12 protein-coding genes and 14 pseudogenes are annotated in these 23,281 nt (G+C 39.2%); 14 read left to right on the forward strand and 12 right to left on the reverse strand.

Going from position 1 to position 23,281, the window contains the following annotated elements; translation table 11 throughout:
- The first annotated feature begins 4 nt into the window (after positions 1 to 4).
- The 3 genes and pseudogenes from KA717_04155 to KA717_04165 all read left to right on the forward strand — a co-directional run bounded on the left by KA717_04155 (position 5) and on the right by KA717_04165 (position 2,279).
- Positions 5 to 667, forward strand: coding sequence for a hypothetical protein (locus tag KA717_04155; protein UXE62073.1), 663 nt, complete (start codon positions 5 to 7; stop codon positions 665 to 667).
- A 48-nt stretch (positions 668 to 715) separates the two neighbouring features.
- Positions 716 to 1,844, forward strand: a pseudogene (locus KA717_04160) (ISAs1 family transposase).
- A gap of 159 nt (positions 1,845 to 2,003) precedes the next feature.
- Positions 2,004 to 2,279, forward strand: a pseudogene (locus KA717_04165) (ISKra4 family transposase).
- A gap of 27 nt (positions 2,280 to 2,306) precedes the next feature.
- On the opposite strand, the pseudogene KA717_04170 reads toward KA717_04165, so the two are convergent.
- Positions 2,307 to 2,498, reverse strand: a pseudogene (locus KA717_04170) (ISKra4 family transposase).
- A 141-nt stretch (positions 2,499 to 2,639) separates the two neighbouring features.
- On the opposite strand from KA717_04170, the pseudogene KA717_04175 reads away from it, so the two are divergent.
- A pseudogene (locus KA717_04175) lies at positions 2,640 to 3,977 on the forward strand (IS5 family transposase).
- Between the two features lie 155 nt (positions 3,978 to 4,132).
- Here KA717_04175 and KA717_04180 read toward each other — a convergent pair.
- Both KA717_04180 and KA717_04185 read right to left on the reverse strand, forming a co-directional pair.
- Positions 4,133 to 4,915, reverse strand: a complete 783-nt coding sequence (locus KA717_04180; GenBank protein ID UXE62074.1) for a hypothetical protein — start codon at positions 4,913 to 4,915, stop codon at positions 4,133 to 4,135.
- Positions 4,881 to 5,309: a hypothetical protein gene (locus KA717_04185; protein ID UXE62075.1), complete on the reverse strand. Its 429-nt coding sequence runs from the start codon at positions 5,307 to 5,309 to the stop codon at positions 4,881 to 4,883. The genes KA717_04180 and KA717_04185 overlap by 35 nt, the downstream gene beginning before the upstream one ends.
- A 47-nt stretch (positions 5,310 to 5,356) precedes the next feature.
- Between KA717_04185 and KA717_04190 the strand changes: the two are divergent.
- Positions 5,357 to 5,554: pseudogene (locus KA717_04190) on the forward strand (ISKra4 family transposase).
- A 67-nt stretch (positions 5,555 to 5,621) separates the two neighbouring features.
- Here KA717_04190 and KA717_04195 read toward each other — a convergent pair.
- Positions 5,622 to 6,137, reverse strand: a pseudogene (locus tag KA717_04195) (transaldolase).
- 151 nt (positions 6,138 to 6,288) lie between these two features.
- On the opposite strand from KA717_04195, the gene KA717_04200 reads away from it, so the two are divergent.
- The 3 genes and pseudogenes from KA717_04200 (at position 6,289) to KA717_04210 (ending at position 10,219) form a co-directional block, all read left to right on the forward strand.
- On the forward strand, positions 6,289 to 8,166 hold the full coding sequence (locus KA717_04200; protein UXE62076.1) for an ABC transporter ATP-binding protein: 1,878 nt from the start codon (positions 6,289 to 6,291) through the stop codon (positions 8,164 to 8,166).
- 174 nt (positions 8,167 to 8,340) lie between these two features.
- Positions 8,341 to 9,678, forward strand: a pseudogene (locus KA717_04205) (IS5 family transposase).
- A gap of 295 nt (positions 9,679 to 9,973) precedes the next feature.
- A complete protein-coding gene (locus tag KA717_04210) occupies positions 9,974 to 10,219 on the forward strand; it encodes a hypothetical protein (GenBank protein ID UXE62077.1) in 246 nt (81 codons plus the stop codon).
- Positions 10,220 to 10,343: 124 nt separating this feature from the next.
- On the opposite strand, the gene KA717_04215 is transcribed toward KA717_04210, so the two are convergent.
- Positions 10,344 to 10,772 (reverse strand): hypothetical protein, encoded by a 429-nt coding sequence (locus tag KA717_04215; GenBank protein UXE62078.1) that lies wholly within the window; start codon positions 10,770 to 10,772, stop codon positions 10,344 to 10,346.
- A gap of 135 nt (positions 10,773 to 10,907) precedes the next feature.
- Here KA717_04215 and KA717_04220 point away from each other — a divergent pair.
- Positions 10,908 to 11,930, forward strand: a pseudogene (locus KA717_04220) (IS5 family transposase).
- A 73-nt stretch (positions 11,931 to 12,003) separates the two neighbouring features.
- Here KA717_04220 and KA717_04225 read toward each other — a convergent pair.
- Both KA717_04225 and KA717_04230 read right to left on the reverse strand, forming a co-directional pair.
- Positions 12,004 to 13,329, reverse strand: a complete 1,326-nt coding sequence (locus KA717_04225) for an IS4 family transposase (GenBank protein ID UXE64546.1) — start codon at positions 13,327 to 13,329, stop codon at positions 12,004 to 12,006.
- A 98-nt stretch (positions 13,330 to 13,427) separates the two neighbouring features.
- Positions 13,428 to 14,489 carry an ISKra4 family transposase gene (locus KA717_04230; GenBank protein UXE62079.1) on the reverse strand — a complete coding sequence of 354 codons (1,062 nt, stop codon included), beginning with the start codon at positions 14,487 to 14,489 and terminating at the stop codon, positions 13,428 to 13,430.
- A gap of 115 nt (positions 14,490 to 14,604) precedes the next feature.
- Between KA717_04230 and KA717_04235 the strand changes: the two are divergent.
- Together KA717_04235 and KA717_04240 are read left to right on the forward strand one after the other, a co-directional pair.
- A pseudogene (locus tag KA717_04235) lies at positions 14,605 to 14,934 on the forward strand (transposase).
- Between the two features lie 240 nt (positions 14,935 to 15,174).
- Positions 15,175 to 15,471: a helix-turn-helix domain-containing protein gene (locus tag KA717_04240; GenBank protein ID UXE62080.1), complete on the forward strand. Its 297-nt coding sequence runs from the start codon at positions 15,175 to 15,177 to the stop codon at positions 15,469 to 15,471.
- Here the strand turns inward: KA717_04240 and KA717_04245 are convergent.
- The 4 genes and pseudogenes from KA717_04245 to KA717_04260 form a co-directional block, all read right to left on the reverse strand.
- Positions 15,438 to 15,764: pseudogene (locus KA717_04245) on the reverse strand (IS4 family transposase). The gene KA717_04240 and the pseudogene KA717_04245 overlap by 34 nt on opposite strands.
- Positions 15,765 to 15,799: 35 nt before the next feature.
- Positions 15,800 to 17,081, reverse strand: a pseudogene (locus KA717_04250) (ISKra4 family transposase).
- A 66-nt stretch (positions 17,082 to 17,147) separates the two neighbouring features.
- Positions 17,148 to 17,666 carry a transposase gene (locus tag KA717_04255; GenBank protein ID UXE62081.1) on the reverse strand — a complete coding sequence of 173 codons (519 nt, stop codon included), beginning with the start codon at positions 17,664 to 17,666 and terminating at the stop codon, positions 17,148 to 17,150.
- Positions 17,667 to 17,690: 24 nt separating this feature from the next.
- Positions 17,691 to 18,176 (reverse strand): hypothetical protein, encoded by a 486-nt coding sequence (locus KA717_04260; protein UXE62082.1) that lies wholly within the window; start codon positions 18,174 to 18,176, stop codon positions 17,691 to 17,693.
- A gap of 130 nt (positions 18,177 to 18,306) precedes the next feature.
- On the opposite strand from KA717_04260, the gene KA717_04265 reads away from it, so the two are divergent.
- From KA717_04265 to KA717_04275, 3 genes and pseudogenes are all read left to right on the forward strand, one after another.
- Positions 18,307 to 18,765: a hypothetical protein gene (locus KA717_04265; protein ID UXE62083.1), complete on the forward strand. Its 459-nt coding sequence runs from the start codon at positions 18,307 to 18,309 to the stop codon at positions 18,763 to 18,765.
- A gap of 66 nt (positions 18,766 to 18,831) precedes the next feature.
- Positions 18,832 to 20,114, forward strand: a pseudogene (locus tag KA717_04270) (ISKra4 family transposase).
- A 649-nt stretch (positions 20,115 to 20,763) separates the two neighbouring features.
- Positions 20,764 to 21,626 (forward strand): annotated as a pseudogene (locus KA717_04275) (ISKra4 family transposase).
- A 227-nt stretch (positions 21,627 to 21,853) separates the two neighbouring features.
- On the opposite strand, the pseudogene KA717_04280 reads toward KA717_04275, so the two are convergent.
- Positions 21,854 to 23,191, reverse strand: a pseudogene (locus tag KA717_04280) (IS5 family transposase).
- Between the last annotated feature and the right edge of the window lie 90 nt (positions 23,192 to 23,281).

A 23,281-nucleotide genomic window follows, 5' to 3' on the forward strand; every position in this document is an offset into this window, starting at 1 on the left:
AGGTATGCTGATGTGTGAGGATGGCTACCGTGAAGCAATGGTGGGAACCGTTTCCCTATACGATAGTGAAGGCGAACGTCAACCTACAATCTATCTAGGTGCGGCACCAGAGTATGGAAAAAAGAGTTTTCTAGAAAGATTAGAAAGAGAAATTGAGCGAGCGAAAAACCGTTATCCAGAGGCAACATTGGTCGGGATAGCAGACGGGGCAGAATCAAATTGGAAGTTTTTAGAAAAGCAAACGGAAGAACAGATATTAGATTTCTATCATGCCTCTGGTTACTTAGGTGCCTTGGCAGAAGCGTTGCATCCGAATACCGTGTCAAAACAAAAAGAATGGTTGACTGAAAATTGTCGAGAACTCAAGCATGAAAAAGGAAAAGCAGGAGAACTGCTAAATCTGATGAAAGAAGTCAAAGAAGAAAAAAGTCATTCTAAGAATCTTACCGAGAAACTACAAGCGGCGATTACTTATTACGAGAATCATCAGCATCAAATGGATTATGCTGAATACATAGAGAAAAAGTATCCGATTGGTTCAGGTGTTACGGAAGCAGCTTGTAAGACGTTGGTCAAACAACGATTATGTTGTTCAGGGATGCGATGGAAGGAAAAAGGAGCCAGGGCGAACGCATCTAAAAATGATACAGATACAAGAACATTATAGAGGGATGGATAAGGGAAAATAAGGGAAAGTGCATAGAAAACAAAAGCGATGAAACTCCGACCCAAATATAGACTGGTAGAACACTTTGCCGAAATAGATGACCCTCGCATCGAACGAACAAAACGGCATAAACTCATTGATATTCTAACGATTGCCATCTTAGCCGTCATTTGTGGAGCAGAAGGTTGGGTAGCCATGGAAAGTTTCGGCAAGGCTAAACATCAATGGCTAAAAAAAATTTTGGAATTGCCAAATGGCATCCCCTCCGACGATACGTTTGCGCGTGTATTTGCTAGTCTGAATCCAGAGCAATTTCAAGACTGTTTTCTGCATTGGGTCAAAAGTATAGCGGAGGTAAGTGAAGGGGAAGTGATAGCGATTGACGGCAAAACCCTTCGCCACTCCTATGATAATGCCAACGGAAAGGGCGCAATTCAGATGGTAAGTGCATGGGCAACAGCAAATCGTCTAGTACTAGGACAGTGCAAGGTGGAAAGCAAATCGTAATGAAATCACGGCGATACCCAAACTCCTGAAAATGCTAGAGGTCAAAGGTTGTATCGTAACGATTGATGCCATGGGAACTCAGACAAAGATTGCCCAACAGATAGTAGGGCGAGGGGGAGATTATGTTTTGGCATTGAAAGGCAATCAAGGTAATTTATGTGAGGATGTTGAACAATTATTTGCTCATGCTCAATCGGTTAATTTTGCGGGAATTAAGCATGATTTTCATCAAACAATAGACAAGGGACATGGACGGATTGAAATTCGCCGTTGCTGGACGATGGAACAAACAGAATTTTTGCTGGGTGCGGAGAAATGGGCAAAGTTGACGAGCATCTGTATGATTAAAGCGGAGAGACGATTGAAAGACAAAACAGAGTATGAGACTCGCTACTATATCAGTAGCCTGCCGAGTAATGCTCAAAAATTATCCCAATCTGTTCGTAGTCATTGGTTGATAGAAAACTCTTTACATTGGGTTCTAGACTTGGCCTTCAACGAGGATGCTTGTCGCATTCGTAAGGATTTTGCTCCTGAGAATTTAGCCGTCTTACGCCATATCGCTCTTAACTTGCTCACAAAGGAAAATACTCTGAAACTTGGTATCAAGAATAAACGGCTACGCGCTGGTTGGGACGAGGACTATCTCCTTAAGGTTTTACTCGGATAAGATGCGTTTGCCCTGAAAAAGGAGCAGGAATTATTTTGAGCCTACGAGCTTTGGTATTGACCAAGGAACGATGGAGTCAATTTTGGGCAAAACTTGATCAATATGGGTTCCCTGTAGAACCCTGATTACAACAGCTTTTATCAACTAAAGGTCGCACCCAACTGTTTGCTACTGAGTGGCGATGAGTCTTATGAAAAAGCAGCTAAGAAAATCCAATCATTGACGGGAATTGCTGTTTCTCACAGTACGCAACAACGCCTTGTACATCGCTATCATTTTGAAGAATTACCCTCTAACACAGAAGTCGAAGAAATTAGCATAGATGGTGGGAAGGTACGACTCAGAACTCCCAAGGGAGAACCCTTAATTTGGCGTGATTATAAAGGAGTCAGTTTTCATCAATTGGGGGTAGCTGCCTTTTTTCAAGAGGGTGCGACCTTTAGTTGATAAAAGCTGTTGTAATCAGGGTTCTACAGGGAACCCATATTGATCAAGTTTTGCCCAAAATTGACTCCATCGTTCCTTGGTCAATACCAAAGCTCGTAGGCTCAAAATAATTCCTGCTCCTTTTTCCTTCCATCGCATCCCTGAACAACATAATCGTTGTTTGACCAACGTCTTACAAGCTGCTTCCGTAACACCTGAACCAATCGGATACTTTTTCTCTAAGTAGGGCTTGCTGAAAAAAGCTGAAACCTTTACGGAGAAAAATAGTAGGCGAATTAAGAACCGCTAGAATGCACGAAAATAGGGTAGAATGCCTCAAAACCATTGCATTAAGAAGAGAGAAAGCAGATGTACCGAAAGCAACAGTACTCAATTGAAACACCAGAAAACTTGAAAAATCTGTTCGGCGGGCAGTTAGACGAAGAAAATCGTTGGATAGAAATGTCAAAAATGATTCTTTGGGAAGAATATGAGGAAGAATATGCAAAAAACTTCACAGAAAAAAAAGGAGCCCCAGCCAAATCATTTAGAATGGCATTAGGAGCATTAATTATCAAAGAAATTTCAGGAAAAAGTGACAGAGAAACAGTAGAACAAATAAAAGAGAACCCTTATTTACAGTACTTTATAGGAATGGAAAGCTATAGTAGCAAAGAAGCATTTAATGCGTCAATGATGGTTCATTTTCGTAAAAAAATAGGAATGGAATTAATAAATAAAATTAATAAAGAAATAGAAAAAAAAGCGACGGGTGTAGCGTCAGAAAAAAAAGAAAATGAAGGAAAGTTATTGTTAGATGCGACTTGTACACCAGCAGATATAAAATATCCAACGGATATAGGAATATTGAATGATGCCAGAGAAAAAACAGAAAAAATAATAGATAAGCTGTATGAAGAAATAAAAGAGAAAAGGAAAGAAAAGCCGAGGACTTATAGGGAAGTGGCAAGAAAAGAGTACTTAGCCATAGCAAAAAAACGTCGTGTGTCAAAAAAAGAAAGAAGAAAAGGAACAAAAAAACAACTAGGATATATAAAAAGAAACTTGTCTGATATAGAAAAAATGATAGAAGAGGGAGCAAAGTTAGAAAAACTAACGAAAAAAGAGCAAGAAGAGCTTGTAACGATAGGAAAAGTGTATGAGCAACAGTTAGAAATGTATGAAAAAAAGACAAATAAAGTAGAAAACAGAATTGTGAGTGTAAGCCAACCTCACGTGCGTCCAATAGTGCGTGGAAAAGCGGGAAAAGCAGTAGAGTTTGGAGCTAAAATATCGGCAAGTAATGTGAATGGCTTTGTCTTCTTAGACAAATTAAGTTGGGATAATTACAACGAATCGGGAGATTTACAAGCGCGAATAGAAGAATATAAAAGGGAAACAGGATGTTATCCGGAATCGGTTCATGTGGATAAAATCTATCGAACAAAAGCGAATCGAGCTTATTGTAAAGAAAGGGATATAAGAATGAGTGGTCCCCGATTGGGAAGACCGCCGAAAGAGGTGAGCAAAGAAAAAAAGAAAGAGGCACGCTCAGATGAAAGAGTGCGTAATGCCATTGAGGGTAAATTCGGACAGGGAAAGAGGAAATTTAGTCTTGGTCGAGTGATGGCCAAACTACCTGAGACCTCGGAAACGGTAATTGCGATGAACTTTTTGGTAATGAATCTTTCTACTCTACTTCAGAAGACAAAAAGTAAAAAGTTGTAGAGTCGTTTTTCTTGTGAAAAATGGTGTTAATTTTCCTCTCTTTTGTGAGGAGTGATTTGTGTTGACCTTTTTAGACAGAAAGGAACAATAGATTAAACAAAATCTGTATTTTGATTTGTTTCCATAAGGATAAGTTATCTATGCTTTTTCAGTCCATACTTCCCTAACCCACATTTCTTTCGTTTTTTGACTTTTTCAGCAAGCCCTAAGTATTCAGCATAATCCATTTGATGCTGATGATTCTCGTAATAAGTAATCGCCGCTTGTAGTTTCTCGGTAAGATTCTTAGAATGACTTTTTTCTTCTTTGACTTCTTTCATCAGATTTAGCAGTTCTCCTGCTTTTCCTTTTTCATGCTTGAGTTCTCGACAATTTTCAGTCAACCATTCTTTTTGTTTTGACACGGTATTCGGATGCAACGCTTCTGCCAACGCTCCTAAGTAACCAGAGGCATGATAGAAATCTAATATCTGTTCTTCCGTCTGCTTTTCTAAAAACTTCCAATTTGATTCTGCACCATCTGCTATACCGACAAATTTTGCCTCTGGATAACGGTTTTTCGCTCGCTCAATTTCTCTTTCCAATCTTTCTAGAAAACTCTTTTTTCCGTACTCTGGTGCCGCACCTAGATAGATTGTCTGTTGACGTTCTCCCTCACTATCGTATAGGGAAACGGTTCCCACCATTGCTTCACGGTAGCCATCCTCACACATCAGCATACAGGTTCCATCTAATCCTATTCCCACTGTTGCAATTTGGCTATCCTCCTTGGGCGGGGCATAACTCCACGCTTCTTCTTTTGCCTGTACCACACTTCCTACTGCTTCACTCAATCTTTGGATATAGGATAGCGCTACTTTTCTACCATGATTTTCTAATAAATCATTTTTCACCTCTTTGCCTGCCATCCCTGACATTTTTGAGGATACCTGTTTTGCCAATAATGGCGTTGATGTTATGATTATCCTTGCTTCTCTTTCTAAGGGGCAATACGTTTTTCCTCAAAGGTGAACGCTGATATACATGACGATTCACTATAACCTCACCATAAGGTGTTTGATATTCTTTCGGTTGCTCTCCCTTACTCTTCCAGATTTCTTCACCGATTTTTAAGGGTGAACCATCTGTATCTAAATATTTCAAGGCTTCTTTGCTGGCGATGCAACCTACTTCGTTTAAGCCTTTTTGAATATTTATTTCTGTATCCAACATTGAACGACTGAGTTCTAATGTTAGTTCTATTTTTATCTTTGAACCCTCTACATTAATTAGTTTTGCTGTCATCATTGTTTCCTCTTTGTCACTTTTCATCCCATGTTAACACTTTTCTTTTCCTTCATCAACTAAAGGTCACACCCTTTCAAGATAACTCGGCTTTATTAGACTTGGTTAATTCTCAAATTTTGGCTAAGCCTTTAATTTGTTTGGGAGATGGACATGATGGTATCTGGAACTTATTTCGTGAGATAGGACAGAAACATGAGCGAATTGAAATTTTGGACTGGTATCACTTAATTGAAAACCTCTATAAAGTTGGGGGGTCATTCCAGCGAATTGAACCCAATGGGTAGTCATAGCTTTTAAAAGATTTAATGGCAAGGTGAGATGATTAGCGCCGGCTAAAAGGGCTGCTGCTGCTTCCTGGGGAGATTTCAGACTGGCAGCGAGAATTTCTGTCTGGCTACCTCGAAGAATTTGAGCCATTTCTTGCAGTAGTTTGAGTCCATCTCCCTGTAAACGGCTGGCCCGATTAACGTAAGCGATCGCATATTTGGCTCCTGCTTCGGCGGCGATCGCGGCTTGGGCTGGACTATAAATGGCTGTAACGGAACAGGCAATATCGGAAGACAGTTGGGCTAATGCCTGAAAACCCTTGGCTGTGGCTGGAATTTTTAACACAGTTTTTTCTCCGATCAATTGATAGGCTTGATGGCCTTCTGCGATCATGGTTTCTACTTCCGTCCCCATCAGTTGATAGTAAAGTTCCCCCGGACTGAGTTGAGCTAACTGGGTAAGGGTGTCAGCAGCAGAGAGGGGACTTTGGGCTAATAAGGTGGGATTGGTGGTAATGCCTTTGACCCAACCGAAGTTGTGAACCTGTTGGGCTTCTTCAATGAGAGCGGAATCTAGGTAGAGCATGGAGGGATTGGAGAGAGAGGGGAGACGGGGAGGAGACGGGGAGACGGGGAGACTTTAATGAGTTTATCAGTTCGACAGGGAGCATCGGCAAATCGGCTACAATTTCAGGTGTTCTGTCTCTGCGATGCTAATGGCACGCTTCGCGCCCGCTATGAGTAATCTGATTCTGGATGTGCGTAACTTACAGGTAGAATTTTCATCCTTTGGCCAGGTTCAACCGACGGTGGCTGTGAAGGGAATTAGTTTTCAATTACATCGCGGTCAAGTATTGGGACTGGTGGGAGAATCGGGATCGGGAAAATCGGTGACATCCCTAGCGATGATGGGTTTAGTACCGCCTCCAGGGAAAGTTACACCCGATAGTGAGATCTACTTTTATACTAGCCAGGCGAGACAGATTGGACAAGAAAAGATTGCTGATCAAAAATCCCTCAACTTAGTGACTTTAAATGAGTCGGAAAAACGTCAGTATCGGGGTGGCAAAATTGCCATGATCTTTCAAGAACCGATGAGTTCTTTAAATCCAGTTTATACGATTGGTTTTCAAATTATTGAAGCCATTCAACTTCATCAACAGGTTACTCCTCTCCAAGCCCAAAATCAAGCGATCGCCCTTTTACAAGAAGTCCGTATTCTTCCCCAAGATGAAGATCTAGAAGCAGAATTTATTCAGTTAGGAGAAACTCAGCAATCAAGCTCTGAGCCGGTGAGCGAACAAGTTAGAAACTATATTCAACAGCGCAAAGCAAGTTTTTTGAAACGCTATCCCCACGAGCTATCCGGTGGACAATTACAACGGGTCATGATTGCTATGGCCATTTCCTGTAATCCTAGTTTATTAATTGCCGATGAACCGACAACGGCTTTGGATGTGACCGTGCAAGCTGAAATTTTACGTCTTCTTCGTGATTTGTGTAAGAGCGATCGCGATATGTCGATGATGTTTATTTCCCATGATTTGGGGGTGATTAATGAAATTGCCGATCAAGTTGCTGTCATGTATCAGGGAGGAATTGTGGAAAAAGGGAGTAAAGAACAAGTGCTTTATCATCCCCAACATCCCTACACTAAAGGCTTATTGGCCTGTCGTCCGCGCCTTCAACCTCAACTGGCTAAATTGCCAACAATTGCCGATTTTATGAATACGAAAGAAGCAATCTCCTATCGTATTATTCCCCCTGAGGAGGAAGCAACTCGTTTAGCCTCTCTTTGCCAACAAACCCCTCTCTTATCAGTAGAAAATCTGACCGTAGAATTTGCTCAACCCAATTTTTTGATCAAGAAAAAGGCTTTTAAAGCGATTGACAATGTTAGTTTTCAAGTTTTTCCTGGGGAAACTTTAGGACTAGTTGGAGAATCGGGCTGTGGTAAATCAACCTTAGCGAGAACAATTTTGCGGCTCATTCCCTCTCAACAGGGTAATATTAATTTTCAAGGTGAATCGCTTTCTAAGCTTAAGTCAGGAGATAAAAAGCTGCGGAATTTACGGCGAGAAATGCAAATTATTTTTCAAAATCCCTACAATTCTCTCAATCCACGTATTAGTATTGGCAAAGCGATTTTAGAGCCGATGATTATTCATCAAATGGGCGGCAATGATGCTAAACGCCGAGAACGAGTTACCTATCTGTTAGAAAGAGTGGGTTTAGATCCCCAATGGTTTGATCGCTATCCCCATGAATTGTCTGGTGGTCAACGACAACGGGTTTGTATTGCCAGAGCTTTAGCCTTAAATCCTCGTTTTATTATCTGTGATGAGTCGGTTTCTGCCCTGGATGTTTCTGTGCAAGCTCAGGTTTTAAATTTACTCAAGGATCTTCAGAAAGAGTTTCAATTAACCTATATTTTTATCTCCCATGATCTCAGTGTGGTGCGCTTTATGAGCGATCGCATTATGGTTATGAATCAAGGTAAATTGGCAGAGGCGATCGATGCCGCTCAGACAATTATCAGTCAACCCAAAAGTGTCTATACCCAAAAATTGATCAATTCCATTCCTCAATTTCCCGATGATTTAAGTTGGTTGTAGCTCTTATCTTGAAATAGGATCCTAAAGATTATCAACTGTTTAATCTAATTAGGGCTTGCTGAAAAAAGCTGAAACCTTTACGGAGAAAAATAGTAGGCGAATTAAGAACCGCTAGAATGCACGAAAATAGGGTAGAATGCCTCAAAACCATTGCATTAAGAAGAGAGAAAGCAGATGTACCGAAAGCAACAGTACTCAATTGAAACACCAGAAAACTTGAAAAATCTGTTCGGCGGGCAGTTAGACGAAGAAAATCGTTGGATAGAAATGTCAAAAATGATTCTTTGGGAAGAATATGAGGAAGAATATGCAAAAAACTTCACAGAAAAAAAAGGAGCCCCAGCCAAATCATTTAGAATGGCATTAGGAGCATTAATTATCAAAGAAATTTCAGGAAAAAGTGACAGAGAAACAGTAGAACAAATAAAAGAGAACCCTTATTTACAGTACTTTATAGGAATGGAAAGCTATAGTAGCAAAGAAGCATTTAATGCGTCAATGATGGTTCATTTTCGTAAAAAAATAGGAATGGAATTAATAAATAAAATTAATAAAGAAATAGAAAAAAAAGCGACGGGTGTAGCGTCAGAAAAAAAAGAAAATGAAGGAAAGTTATTGTTAGATGCGACTTGTACACCAGCAGATATAAAATATCCAACGGATATAGGAATATTGAATGATGCCAGAGAAAAAACAGAAAAAATAATAGATAAGCTGTATGAAGAAATAAAAGAGAAAAGGAAAGAAAAGCCGAGGACTTATAGGGAAGTGGCAAGAAAAGAGTACTTAGCCATAGCAAAAAAACGTCGTGTGTCAAAAAAAGAAAGAAGAAAAGGAACAAAAAAACAACTAGGATATATAAAAAGAAACTTGTCTGATATAGAAAAAATGATAGAAGAGGGAGCAAAGTTAGAAAAACTAACGAAAAAAGAGCAAGAAGAGCTTGTAACGATAGGAAAAGTGTATGAGCAACAGTTAGAAATGTATGAAAAAAAGACAAATAAAGTAGAAAACAGAATTGTGAGTGTAAGCCAACCTCACGTGCGTCCAATAGTGCGTGGAAAAGCGGGAAAAGCAGTAGAGTTTGGAGCTAAAATATCGGCAAGTAATGTGAATGGCTTTGTCTTCTTAGACAAATTAAGTTGGGATAATTACAACGAATCGGGAGATTTACAAGCGCGAATAGAAGAATATAAAAGGGAAACAGGATGTTATCCGGAATCGGTTCATGTGGATAAAATCTATCGAACAAAAGCGAATCGAGCTTATTGTAAAGAAAGGGATATAAGAATGAGTGGTCCCCGATTGGGAAGACCGCCGAAAGAGGTGAGCAAAGAAAAAAAGAAAGAGGCACGCTCAGATGAAAGAGTGCGTAATGCCATTGAGGGTAAATTCGGACAGGGAAAGAGGAAATTTAGTCTTGGTCGAGTGATGGCCAAACTACCTGAGACCTCGGAAACGGTAATTGCGATGAACTTTTTGGTAATGAATCTTTCTACTCTACTTCAGAAGACAAAAAGTAAAAAGTTGTAGAGTCGTTTTTCTTGTGAAAAATGGTGTTAATTTTCCTCTCTTTTGTGAGGAGTGATTTGTGTTGACCTTTTTAGACAGAAAGGAACAATAGATTAAACAAAATCTGTATTTTGATTTGTTTCCATAAGGATAAGTTATCTATGCTTTTTCAGTCCATACTTCCCTAACCCACATTTCTTTCGTTTTTTGACTTTTTCAGCAAGCCCTAATTAAAATTGATTTAAAAATAAGTCCTCAAGTCAGATAAAATACAGTAAGTCACTGGCAGATCATTATGGTTTTTCCTCCTCCCTCCAATAACGGCAATTCCCCCCTTCAGCAAGAGCGAGACTTTTCAGATCTTTCCCCTGAACGGAAAGCGGCCGCTCAAAAGCAAGCCCGAAAATGGTTTTTAATTTTGTTGACATCGGGACTGCTGATGGGCTTAATCGTTGCCCTGGGAATTGTTCAACTCCTACAAAAATTTGGTTTAGCAGCCAAACCCGATCATCCCCTTCGCATTGAGCGATATAGAGATTAGTTTTGTAAACAGTTCTTAGCCTCGGTACTGGTTCAGTCTAATTGAAGGACTGAAACTCTTACCAGCTAAGGATTAGCAGAGAATACGAAGGGGTGCGACCTTTAGTTGATAAAAGCTGTTGTAATCAGGGTTCTACAGGGAACCCATATTGATCAAGTTTTGCCCAAAATTGACTCCATCGTTCCTTGGTCAATACCAAAGCTCGTAGGCTCAAAATAATTCCTGCTCCTTTTTCCTTCCATCGCATCCCTGAACAACATAATCGTTGTTTGACCAACGTCTTACAAGCTGCTTCCGTAACACCTGAACCAATCGGATACTTTTTCTCTATGTATTCAGCATAATCCATTTGATGCTGATGATTCTCGTAATAAGTAATCGCCGCTTGTAGTTTCTCGGTAAGATTCTTAGAATGACTTTTTTCTTCTTTGACTTCTTTCATCAGATTTAGCAGTTCTCCTGCTTTTCCTTTTTCATGCTTGAGTTCTCGACAATTTTCAGTCAACCATTCTTTTTGTTTTGACACTGTATTAGGATGCAACGCTTCTGCCAAGGCACCTAAGTAGGGCTTGCTGAAAAAAGCTGAAACCTTTACGGAGAAAAATAGTAGGCGAATTAAGAACCGCTAGAATGCACGAAAATAGGGTAGAATGCCTCAAAACCATTGCATTAAGAAGAGAGAAAGCAGATGTACCGAAAGCAACAGTACTCAATTGAAACACCAGAAAACTTGAAAAATCTGTTCGGCGGGCAGTTAGACGAAGAAAATCGTTGGATAGAAATGTCAAAAATGATTCCCTGGGAAGAATATGAGGAAGAATATGCAAAAAACTTCACAGAAAAAAAAGGAGCCCCAGCCAAATCATTTAGAATGGCATTAGGAGCATTAATTATCAAAGAAATTTCAGGAAAAAGTGACAGAGAAACAGTAGAACAAATAAAAGAGAACCCTTATTTACAGTACTTTATAGGAATGGAAAGCTATAGTAGCAAAGAAGCATTTAATGCGTCAATGATGGTTCATTTTCGTAAAAAAATAGGAATAGAATTAATAAATAAAATTAATAAAGAAATAGAAAAAAAAGCGACGGGTGTAGCGTCAGAAAAAAAAGAAAATGAAGGAAAGTTATTGTTAGATGCGACTTGTACACCAGCAGATATAAAATATCCAACGGATATAGGAATATTGAATGATGCCAGAGAAAAAACAGAAAAAATAATAGATAAGCTGTATGAAGAAATAAAAGAGAAAAGGAAAGAAAAGCCGAGGACTTATAGGGAAGTGGCAAGAAAAGAGTACTTAGCCATAGCAAAAAAACGTCGTGTGTCAAAAAAAGAAAGAAGAAAAGGAACAAAAAAACAACTAGGATATATAAAAAGAAACTTGTCTGATATAGAAAAAATGATAGAAGAGGGAGCAAAGTTAGAAAAACTAACGAAAAAAGAGCAAGAAGAGCTTGTAACGATAGGAAAAGTGTATGAGCAACAGTTAGAAATGTATGAAAAAAAGACAAATAAAGTAGAAAACAGAATTGTGAGTGTAAGCCAACCTCACGTGCGTCCAATAGTGCGTGGAAAAGCGGGAAAAGCAGTAGAGTTTGGAGCTAAAATATCGGCAAGTAATGTGAATGGCTTTGTCTTCTTAGACAAATTAAGTTGGGATAATTACAACGAATCGGGAGATTTACAAGCGCGAATAGAAGAATATAAAATGGGTAGGGGAGCATCCCAGATTTGCAATGAGTAAAAGTACTCAGGCAATAGCTTCATTGAGATCATCCGTGTCAACTTAAAGGAATGGGTTCCCAAATTTGTTGATTGAGAGCGGCCTTTTCTCGATGTCGCTTTCTCTCAGCTTTGACCAAACCAAATAACTTAGCACGTTCAGCCAGATAGGTTACTGTATCAGGCTTTTCTCCTCTAGCAATAGCCTTCGCTACATAGTATAGACTCCGAAACACCATCTCTACTGAGATTTTTTCTTTCGGTTGATTTAGAGCAATCGCCACTTCCCCTACCAATTGATTTAAGACCGTATAGAAAATCAAAGTGCAAATAATCTGGATTTGGACACCATTCTTATTACCTACCCATAAATAGGCTAGTCCTAAAAGTCTTTTCGTTAATAAAAAGGCTTCTTCGATTGTCCATCGTCTTCGATATAAATCACAGACCTCTTCGGCGGACAGTTGTTCGGGAGACAACACATTTGTTAAATACTGATACCAGATTGTTCCCCATAATACTGAGACTAATCTCACCGGATGCTTGCAAGGATTAGAACGGTAATTTCCCATAATGATAATCTCATCTCTGTAATGACTACCTTGAGACAATACTTGTTTGGTTTTGTAAGATGTACCCGCTCTAAATCTGGTTAGAAAAAACTTTTTAGCTTCTGTTAACAAATCAAAACACACAAAGCTAAAAAATCCCATATCTACGAGAATTAAACCATTTTCTGGTAATTTAGCTGCCAATTCTTCACACCATATTTTATCATTTGATTTATCATTTTCTGTGTACCATAAAGTAACGGGTCTTTGGGTAAAGGCTTCCACTACCATCATTATTTTACCCCCCAATTTACTCTTTTCTTCTTTACTTATTTTCATATTTTTCCTTACCTGCTCTAGCGTTGAGCCATCTGCTATCCACACTGCACTAAACTTTTCTCTTATTTTTTCCCATTTTTCTCCTACTTGGAGCTTCTTCCCTTTTTCGGCTGCTTTTTCTAACACTTCTTTTAGTAATATTGCAAATATTTCGGCTGGCACATTCATCATTCTTTTTGATACTGCCTGTTTGCTTACTTTTAATGATGCTACCCATAGCAATCCCTCTTCCTCTAACAGTCTTACCGCTTCACTTATACCCGCTATTTGACGATACACTATACTTAACACTAATGCCACCATTACTGGTAAATTTAGCACCCTATCTCTCATCATTTTCTCATGAGTTCCCTGTAAATATTTTAATGGTGTAAACATTGTGGGTTCTAGTAATTCAAACAACTCTTTTGTTATTTCAGGGATTTCTACCCCTGGCTGATTTATCTTACGACGTAAGTCTGGGTTTCCTTTTCTCCGAGGATGTTGTCTTGCCATTTGTTTTTTGCTCACTTTTTTATATACTAACCTTTTTTTCAGCCTACTCTTACTTCCGCCTGCTTTTAGGCTAATCTTTTGTGAGTAGGCATTTTGGCTTAAGTTGACACCAATGCATTGAGATAAGCACAGCGTAATCTCAATATTTGAGGAACGTTTTCTGACTTCCAACAAGCCCCTGCTATTTGTATTCTCTTGCCAATTTGTTTGATTTTTGACTCTACACTTCCTGAGCCAATGCAGATACCTAAGTCTTGATAGAGTCCATAATCTGGCATTCTGCTTTCATGTTTCTTCATATAATTGATGAAGTTAATTGCTTCCTTTTGTTTTGAACCGTTCAATTCTTTAATTGCTGAATCTTGCTCCCCTTGCCATAAGTACGTCTCTATTTGCCTCTTTACCTTTTTTGAAACTTTCACTTTATGGATATTTTCCACCAAGTGATACCAATCCAATACTTCCCTTCTTTCGTCTTTATCCCTTATCTTTTCTATCAGATTCCAAATCCCATCATGTCCATCTCCTAAGCAAGTTACTACTCTCGCTAATGGTTGATTATTTGTCCAAGCGATTAATTCTTCCTGCGCTTGAAAAAATGCCGCACATACCTGACCATGTAAGCTTACTGCTTTATAATTTTTCCAGATACTTTCTTCGCCTACGCTCGTTCGTATTCTTACTGTTCCGCCATCTATGCTTAGACTTTCTATTTTCCCTTTACCTTGAGCTTCTTGAAATTCATACCCTAATGCTAATCGGTGTTGACTGCTTTTTGAGATGGACATTCCCGTCGTCATCTTGATTGTTTTTTCTCCTCTCTCAAATGACTCACAGGCTACAATATTTAAGCAGCATTTTTCTAAATAAGGACTCACTTGTTTATTTTTTTCTAACCCTAGCTTTTTCGCCTGTTTTTCTGTAATTTTTACTTTTCCGATAATACTGTCCACTGTTCTTTCTCTTCCTGCTTTTGTTCCTGTTGCTGTTTCACAAAAAAAACGGCCAATAGCTGGACTTACGACCGTCAACATTTGCTCTCGTACTGCTAGTTCTATACTTTCAAAGCTTTTCAAGTCTTCTTTTTGCGTATTTCTGACCATGATTTCTGCGATAGCTTTGAGATGGTCGTCTAATTTTTGCTTATCTTCAACGTTCATTTTTTGTACTCCAATTTTTATAACTTTTTAGATTATCCCCTTTTCCCTTCTTTGTAACTAAGCATTTATACTTACTGCAAATTTGGGATGCTCCCGAACCCAATATAAAAGGGAAACAGGATGTTATCCGGAATCGGTTCATGTGGATAAAATCTATCGAACAAAAGCGAATCGAGCTTATTGTAAAGAAAGGGATATAAGAATGAGTGGTCCCCGATTGGGAAGACCGCCGAAAGAGGTGAGCAAAGAAAAAAAGAAAGAGGCACGCTCAGATGAAAGAGTGCGTAATGCCATTGAGGGTAAATTCGGACAGGGAAAGAGGAAATTTAGTCTTGGTCGAGTGATGGCCAAACTACCTGAGACCTCGAAAACGGTAATTGCGATGAACTTTTTGGTAATGAATCTTTCTACTCTACTTCAGAAGACAAAAAGTAAAAAGTTGTAGAGTCGTTTTTCTTGTGAAAAATGGTGTTAATTTTCCTCTCTTTTGTGAGGAGTGATTTGTGTTGACCTTTTTAGACAGAAAGGAACAATAGATTAAACAAAATCTGTATTTTGATTTGTTTCCATAAGGATAAGTTATCTATGCTTTTTCAGTCCATACTTCCCTAACCCACATTTCTTTCGTTTTTTGACTTTTTCAGCAAGCCCTATTTAGGGAGAACTTAAAACAGAGGATAGGACAATGCCTAGATTAGCACCAACGCCACTGCACCTAAGCGAACTGGAGCGAGAGCAACTGCAACATTTGGTCAATCGGCACAGTACTTCCCAGCAAATTGTCCTCAGAGCCAAGATTATTCTACAAGCCGATGCTGGACAGAATCATCGAGAGATTGGTCGCGCCCTTAACATCAGTCGAGATATGGCCCGACTATGGCGCAATTGTTGGCTAGAGCTGAGTGGCAAGCCCCTGTCGGTGGTGGAGCGATTAACGGATCATCCGTGTCAACTTAAAGGAATGGGTTCCCAAATTTGTTGATTGAGAGCGGCCTTTTCTCGATGTCGCTTTCTCTCAGCTTTGACCAAACCAAATAACTTAGCACGTTCAGCCAGATAGGTTACTGTATCAGGCTTTTCTCCTCTAGCAATAGCCTTCGCTACATAGTATAGACTCCGAAACACCATCTCTACTGAGATTTTTTCTTTCGGTTGATTTAGAGCAATCGCCACTTCCCCTACCAATTGATTTAAGACCGTATAGAAAATCAAAGTGCAAATAATCTGGATTTGGACACCATTCTTATTCCCTACCCATAAATAGGCTAGTCCTAAAGGGTGCGACCTTTAGTTGATAAAAGCTGTTGTAATCAGGGTTCTACAGGGAACCCATATTGATCAAGTTTTGCCCAAAATTGACTCCATCGTTCCTTGGTCAATACCAAAGCTCGTAGGCTCAAAATAATTCCTGCTCCTTTTTCCTTCCATCGCATCCCTGAACAACATAATCGTTGTTTGACCAACGTCTTACAAGCTGCTTCCGTAACACCTGAACCAATCGGATACTTTTTCTCTATGTATTCAGCATAATCCATTTGATGCTGATGATTCTCGTAATAAGTAATCGCCGCTTGTAGTTTCTCGGTAAGATTCTTAGAATGACTTTTTTCTTCTTTGACTTCTTTCATCAGATTTAGCAGTTCTCCTGCTTTTCCTTTTTCATGCTTGAGTTCTCGACAATTTTCAGTCAACCATTCTTTTTGTTTTGACACGGTATTCGGATGCAACGCTTCTGCCAAGGCACCTAAGTAACCAGAGGCATGATAGAAATCTAATATCTGTTCTTCCGTTTGCTTTTCTAAAAACTTCCAATTTGATTCTGCCCCGTCTGCTATCCCGACCAATGTTGCCTCTGGATAACGGTTTTTCGCTCGCTCAATTTCTCTTTCTAATCTTTCTAGAAAACTCTTTTTTCCATACTCTGGTGCCGCACCTAGATAGATTGTATGTTGACGTTCGCCTTCACTATCGTATAGGGAAACGGTTCCCACCATTGCTTCACGGTAGCCATCCTCACACATCAGCATACAGGTTCCATCTAATCCTATTCCCACTGTTGCAATTTGGCTATCCTCCTTGGGCGGGGCATAACTCCACGCTTCTTCTTTTGCCTGTACCACACTTCCTACTGCTTCACTCAATCTTTGGATATAGGATAGCGCTACTTTTCTACCATGATTTTCTAATAAATCATTTTTCACCTCTTTGCCTGCCATCCCTGACATTTTTGAGGATACCTGTTTTGCCAATAATGGCGTTGATGTTATGATTATCCTTGCTTCTCTTTCTAAGGGGCAATACGTTTTTCCTCAAAGGTGAACGCTGATATACATGACGATTCACTATAACCTCACCATAAGGTGTTTGATATTCTTTCGGTTGCTCTCCCTTACTCTTCCAGATTTCTTCACCGATTTTTAAGGGTGAACCATCTGTATCTAAATATTTCAAGGCTTCTTTGCTGGCGATGCAACCTACTTCGTTTAAGCCTTTTTGAATATTTATTTCTGTATCCAACATTGAACGACTGAGTTCTAATGTTAGTTCTATTTTTATCTTTGAACCCTCTACATTAATTAGTTTTGCTGTCATCATTGTTTCCTCTTTGTCACTTTTCATCCCATGTTAACACTTTTCTTTTCCTTCATCAACTAAAGGTCACACCCGTCCTAAAAGTCTTTTCGTTAATAAAAAGGCTTCTTCGATTGTCCATCGTCTTCGATATAAATCACAGACCTCTTCGGCGGACAGTTGTTCGGGAGACAACACATTTGTTAAATACTGATACCAGATTGTTCCCCATAATACTGAGACTAATCTCACCGGATGCTTGCAAGGATTAGAACGGTAATTTCCCATAATGATAATCTCATCTCTGTAATGACTACCTTGAGACAATACTTGTTTGGTTTTGTAAGATGTACCCGCTCTAAATCTGGTTAGAAAAAACTTTTTAGCTTCTGTTAACAAATCAAACCACACAAAGCTAAAAAATCCCATATCTACGAGAATTAAACCATTTTCTGGTAATTTAGCTGCCAATTCTTCACACCATATTTTATCATTTGATTTATCATTTTCTGTGTACCATAAAGTAACGGGTCTTTGGGTAAAGGCTTCCACTACCATCATTATTTTACCCCCCAATTTACTCTTTTCTTCTTTACTTATTTTCATATTTTTCCTTACCTGCTCTAGCGTTTAGCCATCTGCTATCCACACTGCACTAAACTTTTCTCTTATTTTTTCCCATTTTTCTCCTACTTGGAGCTTCTTCCCTTTTTCGGCTGCTTTTTCTAACACTTCTTTTAGTAATATTGCAAATATTTCGGCTGGCACATTCATCATTCTTTTTGATACTGCCTGTTTGCTTACTTTTAATGATGCTACCCATAGCAATCCCTCTTCCTCTAACAGTCTTACCGCTTCACTTATACCCGCTATTTGACGATACACTATACTTAACACTAATGCCACCATTACTGGTAAATTTAATACCCTATCTCTCATCATTTTCTCATGAGTTCCCTGTAAATATTTTAATGGTGTAAACATTGTGGGTTCTAGTAATTCAAACAACTCTTTTGTTATTTCAGGGATTTCTACCCCTGGCTGATTTGTCTTACGACGTAAGTCTGGGTTTCCTTTTCTCCGAGGATGTTGTCTTGCCATTTGTTTTTTGCTCACTTTTTTATATACTAACCTTTTTTTCAGCCTACTCTTACTTCCGCCTGCTTTTAGGCTAATCTTTTGTGAGTAGGCATTTTGGCTTAAGTTGACACCAATGTTAACGGATGCACCTCGACCGGGAGGTCCCATGACCTTTAGCTTAGAGCAGATTCTTCAGTTATTTGCGATAGCTTGTGAGCCACCGGCGGATTATGACCGACCGCTCAGTCATTGGACAGCGCGGGAACTGGCGGATGAAATGCTCAAACAAGGCATTGTTGAGAGCATCTCCCCTCGCCATGTGGGACGATTGCTGGCGGAAGCCGACTTGAAACCACACCAATCGCAATATTGGTTAAATCCTCCCCCCGAACCTGAGTTTGATGAGAAAGTTAGTGACATTTGTCAGACCTACCTGAGTGCAATGGAGCGAGCAGAACAGGGAGAACAGACAATTTCCATTGATGAGATGACCGGCATTCAAGCCTTGGAACGAAAGGCTCCTGCCCAACCAATGCGACCTGGCAAACCAGAAAGGCGAGAATTTGAGTATATTCGTCACGGCACCCAGACGTTAATTGCCAGTTTTAATGTGGTTTGGGTGTGACCTTTAGTTGATGAAGAAAAAGAAAAGTGTTAACATGAGATGAAAAGTGACAAAGAGGAAACAATGATGACAGCAAAACTAATTAATGTAGAGGGTTCAAAGATAAAAATAGAACTAACATTAGAACTAAGTCGTTCAATGTTGGATACAGAAATAAATATTCAAAAAGGCTTAAACGAAGTAGGTTGCATCGCCAGCAAAGAAGCCTTGAAATATTTAGATACAGATGGTTCACCCTTAAAAATCGGTGAAGAAATCTGGAAGAGTAAGGGAGAGCAACCGAAAGAATATCAAACACCTTATGGTGAGGTTATAGTGAATCGTCATGTATATCAGCGTTCACCTTTGAGGAAAAACGTATTGCCCCTTAGAAAGAGAAGCAAGGATAATCATAACATCAACGCCATTATTGGCAAAACAGGTATCCTCAAAAATGTCAGGGATGGCAGGCAAAGAGGTGAAAAATGATTTATTAGAAAATCATGGTAGAAAAGTAGCGCTATCCTATATCCAAAGATTGAGTGAAGCAGTAGGAAGTGTGGTACAGGCAAAAGAAGAAGCGTGGAGTTATGCCCCGCCCAAGGAGGATAGCCAAATTGCAACAGTGGGAATAGGATTAGATGGAACCTGTATGCTGATGTGTGAGGATGGCTACCGTGAAGCAATGGTGGGAACCGTTTCCCTATACGATAGTGAAGGCGAACGTCAACATACAATCTATCTAGGTGCGGCACCAGAGTATGGAAAAAAGAGTTTTCTAGAAAGATTAGAAAGAGAAATTGAGCGAGCGAAAAACCGTTATCCAGAGGCAACATTGGTCGGGATAGCAGACGGGGCAGAATCAAATTGGAAGTTTTTAGAAAAGCAAACGGAAGAACAGATATTAGATTTCTATCATGCCTCTGGTTACTTAGGAGCGTTGGCAGAAGCGTTGCATCCTAATACAGTGTCAAAACAAAAAGAATGGTTGACTGAAAATTGTCGAGAACTCAAGCATGAAAAAGGAAAAGCAGGAGAACTGCTAAATCTGATGAAAGAAGTCAAAGAAGAAAAAAGTCATTCTTAAGAATCTTACCGAGAAACTACAAGCGGCGATTACTTATTACGAGAATCATCAGCATCAAATGGATTATGCTGAATACATAGAGAAAAAGTATCCGATTGGTTCAGGTGTTACGGAAGCAGCTTGTAAGACGTTGGTCAAACAACGATTATGTTGTTCAGGGATGCGATGGAAGGAAAAAGGAGCAGGAATTATTTTGAGCCTACGAGCTTTGGTATTGACGAAGGAACGATGGAGTCAATTTTGGGCAAAACTTGATCAATATGGGTTCCCTGTAGAACCCTGATTACAACAGCTTTTATCAACTAAAGGTCGCACCCTGTGGTTTCAGGTCAGATTGCCCAAGCCAGTGTGGGAGACACGCGCACTGAGATAGACTATCTCAATCATGTTCAACAGTTGGTTGTCAGTGACCCAAAGACTGTCAAGTGGCACCTGCTGATGGATTGCTTGAACACCCATCAATCAGAATCACTAGTAGGCTTGGGTGGCGCAAGTCGAAGGACTTGAGACCGACTTGGGCATCAAAGGAAAATCAGGCATTCTCCAATCAATGCAAAGCCGTTCTGAATTTTTGCGAGAGCCCAGTCATAAAATTGTCTTCCACTTCACCCCCAAGCATTGCTCTTGGCTCAATCAAATTGAGATGTGGTTCAGTATGCTGATGAGTAAGTTACTCAGACGAGGCAATTTCATGAGCAGAGAACAGCTCAAAACTCGCATCCTTGACTTCATTGATTACTTTAATCGCACTATGGCTAAACCCTTCAAATGGACTGGGAGCATCTCACTTATGCAATAAGTATTAATACTTATGGGCAGAAAAATAAGACTTTGAACTTTATCGAACTTTATCAAAAAAAGAAATGAGAGTATAATAGTCGAGACCCACTTTCCAAAATCTATCCCAATTGAGGAACAATCTCATGTTATCAGTGTTATCAGAAAATGAAAAAAGGATTCAAGAGTTATGTCAAGAGTTGGGAGAATGTCTCTATCAACAATCTCAAGTTAAAACATTTAATAATTTGGGCGAAATAGAGGAGACTGTCAGAGACTTAATGATTCAGTATGTCAACCCAGAAATAGGTATTTTTTTGTCAAAACAAGTACCGAGGAAACCACAGGTCGGATACGAACAGTAAAAAGTATTTTGGGGGAATTGCCCATTACAGAAAAACAAGCGAAGAAATTAGAACTAAAGCCTCGAACTCAGATGAGTCCAATGTTAGAGAAGAACTGTTTGCTACTGAGTGGCGATGAGTCTTATGAAAAAGCAGCTAAGAAAATCCAATCATTGACGGGAATTGCTGTTTCTCACAGTACGCAACAACGCCTTGTACATCGCTATCATTTTGAAGAATTACCCTCTAACACAGAAGTCGAAGAAATTAGCATAGATGGTGGGAAGGTACGACTCAGAACTCCCAAGGGAGAACCCTTAATTTGGCGTGATTATAAAGGAGTCAGTTTTCATCAATTGGGGGTAGCTGCCTTTTTTCAAGATAACTCGGCTTTATTAGATTTGGTTAATTCTCAAATTTTGGCTAAGCCTTTAATTTGTTTGGGAGATGGACATGATGGTATCTGGAACTTATTTCGTGAGATAGGACAGAAACATGAGCGAATTGAAATTTTGGACTGGTATCACTTAATTGAAAACCTCTATAAAGTTGGGGGGTCATTCCAGCGAATTGAGGAGGTCAAGTCTTTTCTTTGGACGGGTGAAGTGGATGCCGCTATCTCCTGTTTTGAGGGATGGTCAGAGCCTCAAGCTGAGAATTTTATCATTTATTTAGGGCTTGCTGAAAAAGTCAAAAAACGAAAGAAATGTGGGTTAGGGAAGTATGGACTGAAAAAGCATAGATAACTTATCCTTATGGAAACAAATCAAAATACAGATTTTGTTTAATCTATTGTTCCTTTCTGTCTAAAAAGGTCAACACAAATCACTCCTCACAAAAGAGAGGAAAATTAACACCATTTTTCACAAGAAAAACGACTCTACAACTTTTTACTTTTTGTCTTCTGAAGTAGAGTAGAAAGATTCATTACCAAAAAGTTCATCGCAATTACCGTTTCCGAGGTCTCAGGTAGTTTGGCCATCACTCGACCAAGACTAAATTTCCTCTTTCCCTGTCCGAATTTACCCTCAATGGCATTACGCACTCTTTCATCTGAGCGTGCCTCTTTCTTTTTTTCTTTGCTCACCTCTTTCGGCGGTCTTCCCAATCGGGGACCACTCATTCTTATATCCCTTTCTTTACAATAAGCTCGATTCGCTTTTGTTCGATAGATTTTATCCACATGAACCGATTCCGGATAACATCCTGTTTCCCTTTTATATTCTTCTATTCGCGCTTGTAAATCTCCCGATTCGTTGTAATTATCCCAACTTAATTTGTCTAAGAAGACAAAGCCATTCACATTACTTGCCGATATTTTAGCTCCAAACTCTACTGCTTTTCCCGCTTTTCCACGCACTATTGGACGCACGTGAGGTTGGCTTACACTCACAATTCTGTTTTCTACTTTATTTGTCTTTTTTTCATACATTTCTAACTGTTGCTCATACACTTTTCCTATCGTTACAAGCTCTTCTTGCTCTTTTTTCGTTAGTTTTTCTAACTTTGCTCCCTCTTCTATCATTTTTTCTATATGAGACAAGTTTCTTTTTATATATCCTAGTTGTTTTTTTGTTCCTTTTCTTCTTTCTTTTTTTGACACACGACGTTTTTTTGCTATGGCTAAGTACTCTTTTCTTGCCACTTCCCTATAAGTCCTCGGCTTTTCTTTCCTTTTCTCTTTTATTTCTTCATACAGCTTATCTATTATTTTTTCTGTTTTTTCTCTGGCATCATTCAATATTCCTATATCCGTTGGATATTTTATATCTGCTGGTGTACAAGTCGCATCTAACAATAACTTTCCTTCATTTTCTTTTTTTTCTGACGCTACACCCGTCGCTTTTTTTTCTATTTCTTTATTAATTTTATTTATTAATTCCATTCCTATTTTTTTACGAAAATGAACCATCATTGACGCATTAAATGCTTCTTTGCTACTATAGCTTTCCATTCCTATAAAGTACTGTAAATAAGGGTTCTCTTTTATTTGTTCTACTGTTTCTCTGTCACTTTTTCCTGAAATTTCTTTGATAATTAATGCTCCTAATGCCATTCTAAATGATTTGGCTGGGGCTCCTTTTTTTTCTGTGAAGTTTTTTGCATATTCTTCCTCATATTCTTCCCAAAGAATCATTTTTGACATTTCTATCCAACGATTTTCTTCGTCTAACTGCCCGCCGAACAGATTTTTCAAGTTTTCTGGTGTTTCAATTGAGTACTGTTGCTTTCGGTACATCTGCTTTCTCTCTTCTTAATGCAATGGTTTTGAGGCATTCTACCCTATTTTCGTGCATTCTAGCGGTTCTTAATTCGCCTACTATTTTTC

The organism is Woronichinia naegeliana WA131 (genome assembly GCA_025370055.1).
Lineage (GTDB): Bacteria > Cyanobacteriota > Cyanobacteriia > Cyanobacteriales > Microcystaceae > Woronichinia > Woronichinia naegeliana.

What these genes read in the sequence shown, in the direction of transcription:
- KA717_04200 (UXE62076.1), top strand. Translation starts at nt 6,289, where the DNA reads ATGAGTAATCTGATTCTGGATGTGCGTAACTTACAGGTAGAATTTTCA.
- KA717_04230 (UXE62079.1), bottom strand. Translation starts at nt 14,489, where the DNA reads ATGAACGTTGAAGATAAGCAAAAATTAGACGACCATCTCAAAGCTATC.
- KA717_04155 (UXE62073.1), top strand. Translation starts at nt 5, where the DNA reads ATGCTGATGTGTGAGGATGGCTACCGTGAAGCAATGGTGGGAACCGTT.
- KA717_04210 (UXE62077.1), top strand. Translation starts at nt 9,974, where the DNA reads ATGGTTTTTCCTCCTCCCTCCAATAACGGCAATTCCCCCCTTCAGCAA.
- KA717_04180 (UXE62074.1), bottom strand. Translation starts at nt 4,915, where the DNA reads ATGTCAGGGATGGCAGGCAAAGAGGTGAAAAATGATTTATTAGAAAAT.
- KA717_04265 (UXE62083.1), top strand. Translation starts at nt 18,307, where the DNA reads ATGACCTTTAGCTTAGAGCAGATTCTTCAGTTATTTGCGATAGCTTGT.
- KA717_04240 (UXE62080.1), top strand. Translation starts at nt 15,175, where the DNA reads ATGCCTAGATTAGCACCAACGCCACTGCACCTAAGCGAACTGGAGCGA.
- KA717_04185 (UXE62075.1), bottom strand. Translation starts at nt 5,309, where the DNA reads ATGAAAAGTGACAAAGAGGAAACAATGATGACAGCAAAACTAATTAAT.
- KA717_04255 (UXE62081.1), bottom strand. Translation starts at nt 17,666, where the DNA reads ATGAAAATAAGTAAAGAAGAAAAGAGTAAATTGGGGGGTAAAATAATG.
- KA717_04225 (UXE64546.1), bottom strand. Translation starts at nt 13,329, where the DNA reads ATGGCAAGACAACATCCTCGGAGAAAAGGAAACCCAGACTTACGTCGT.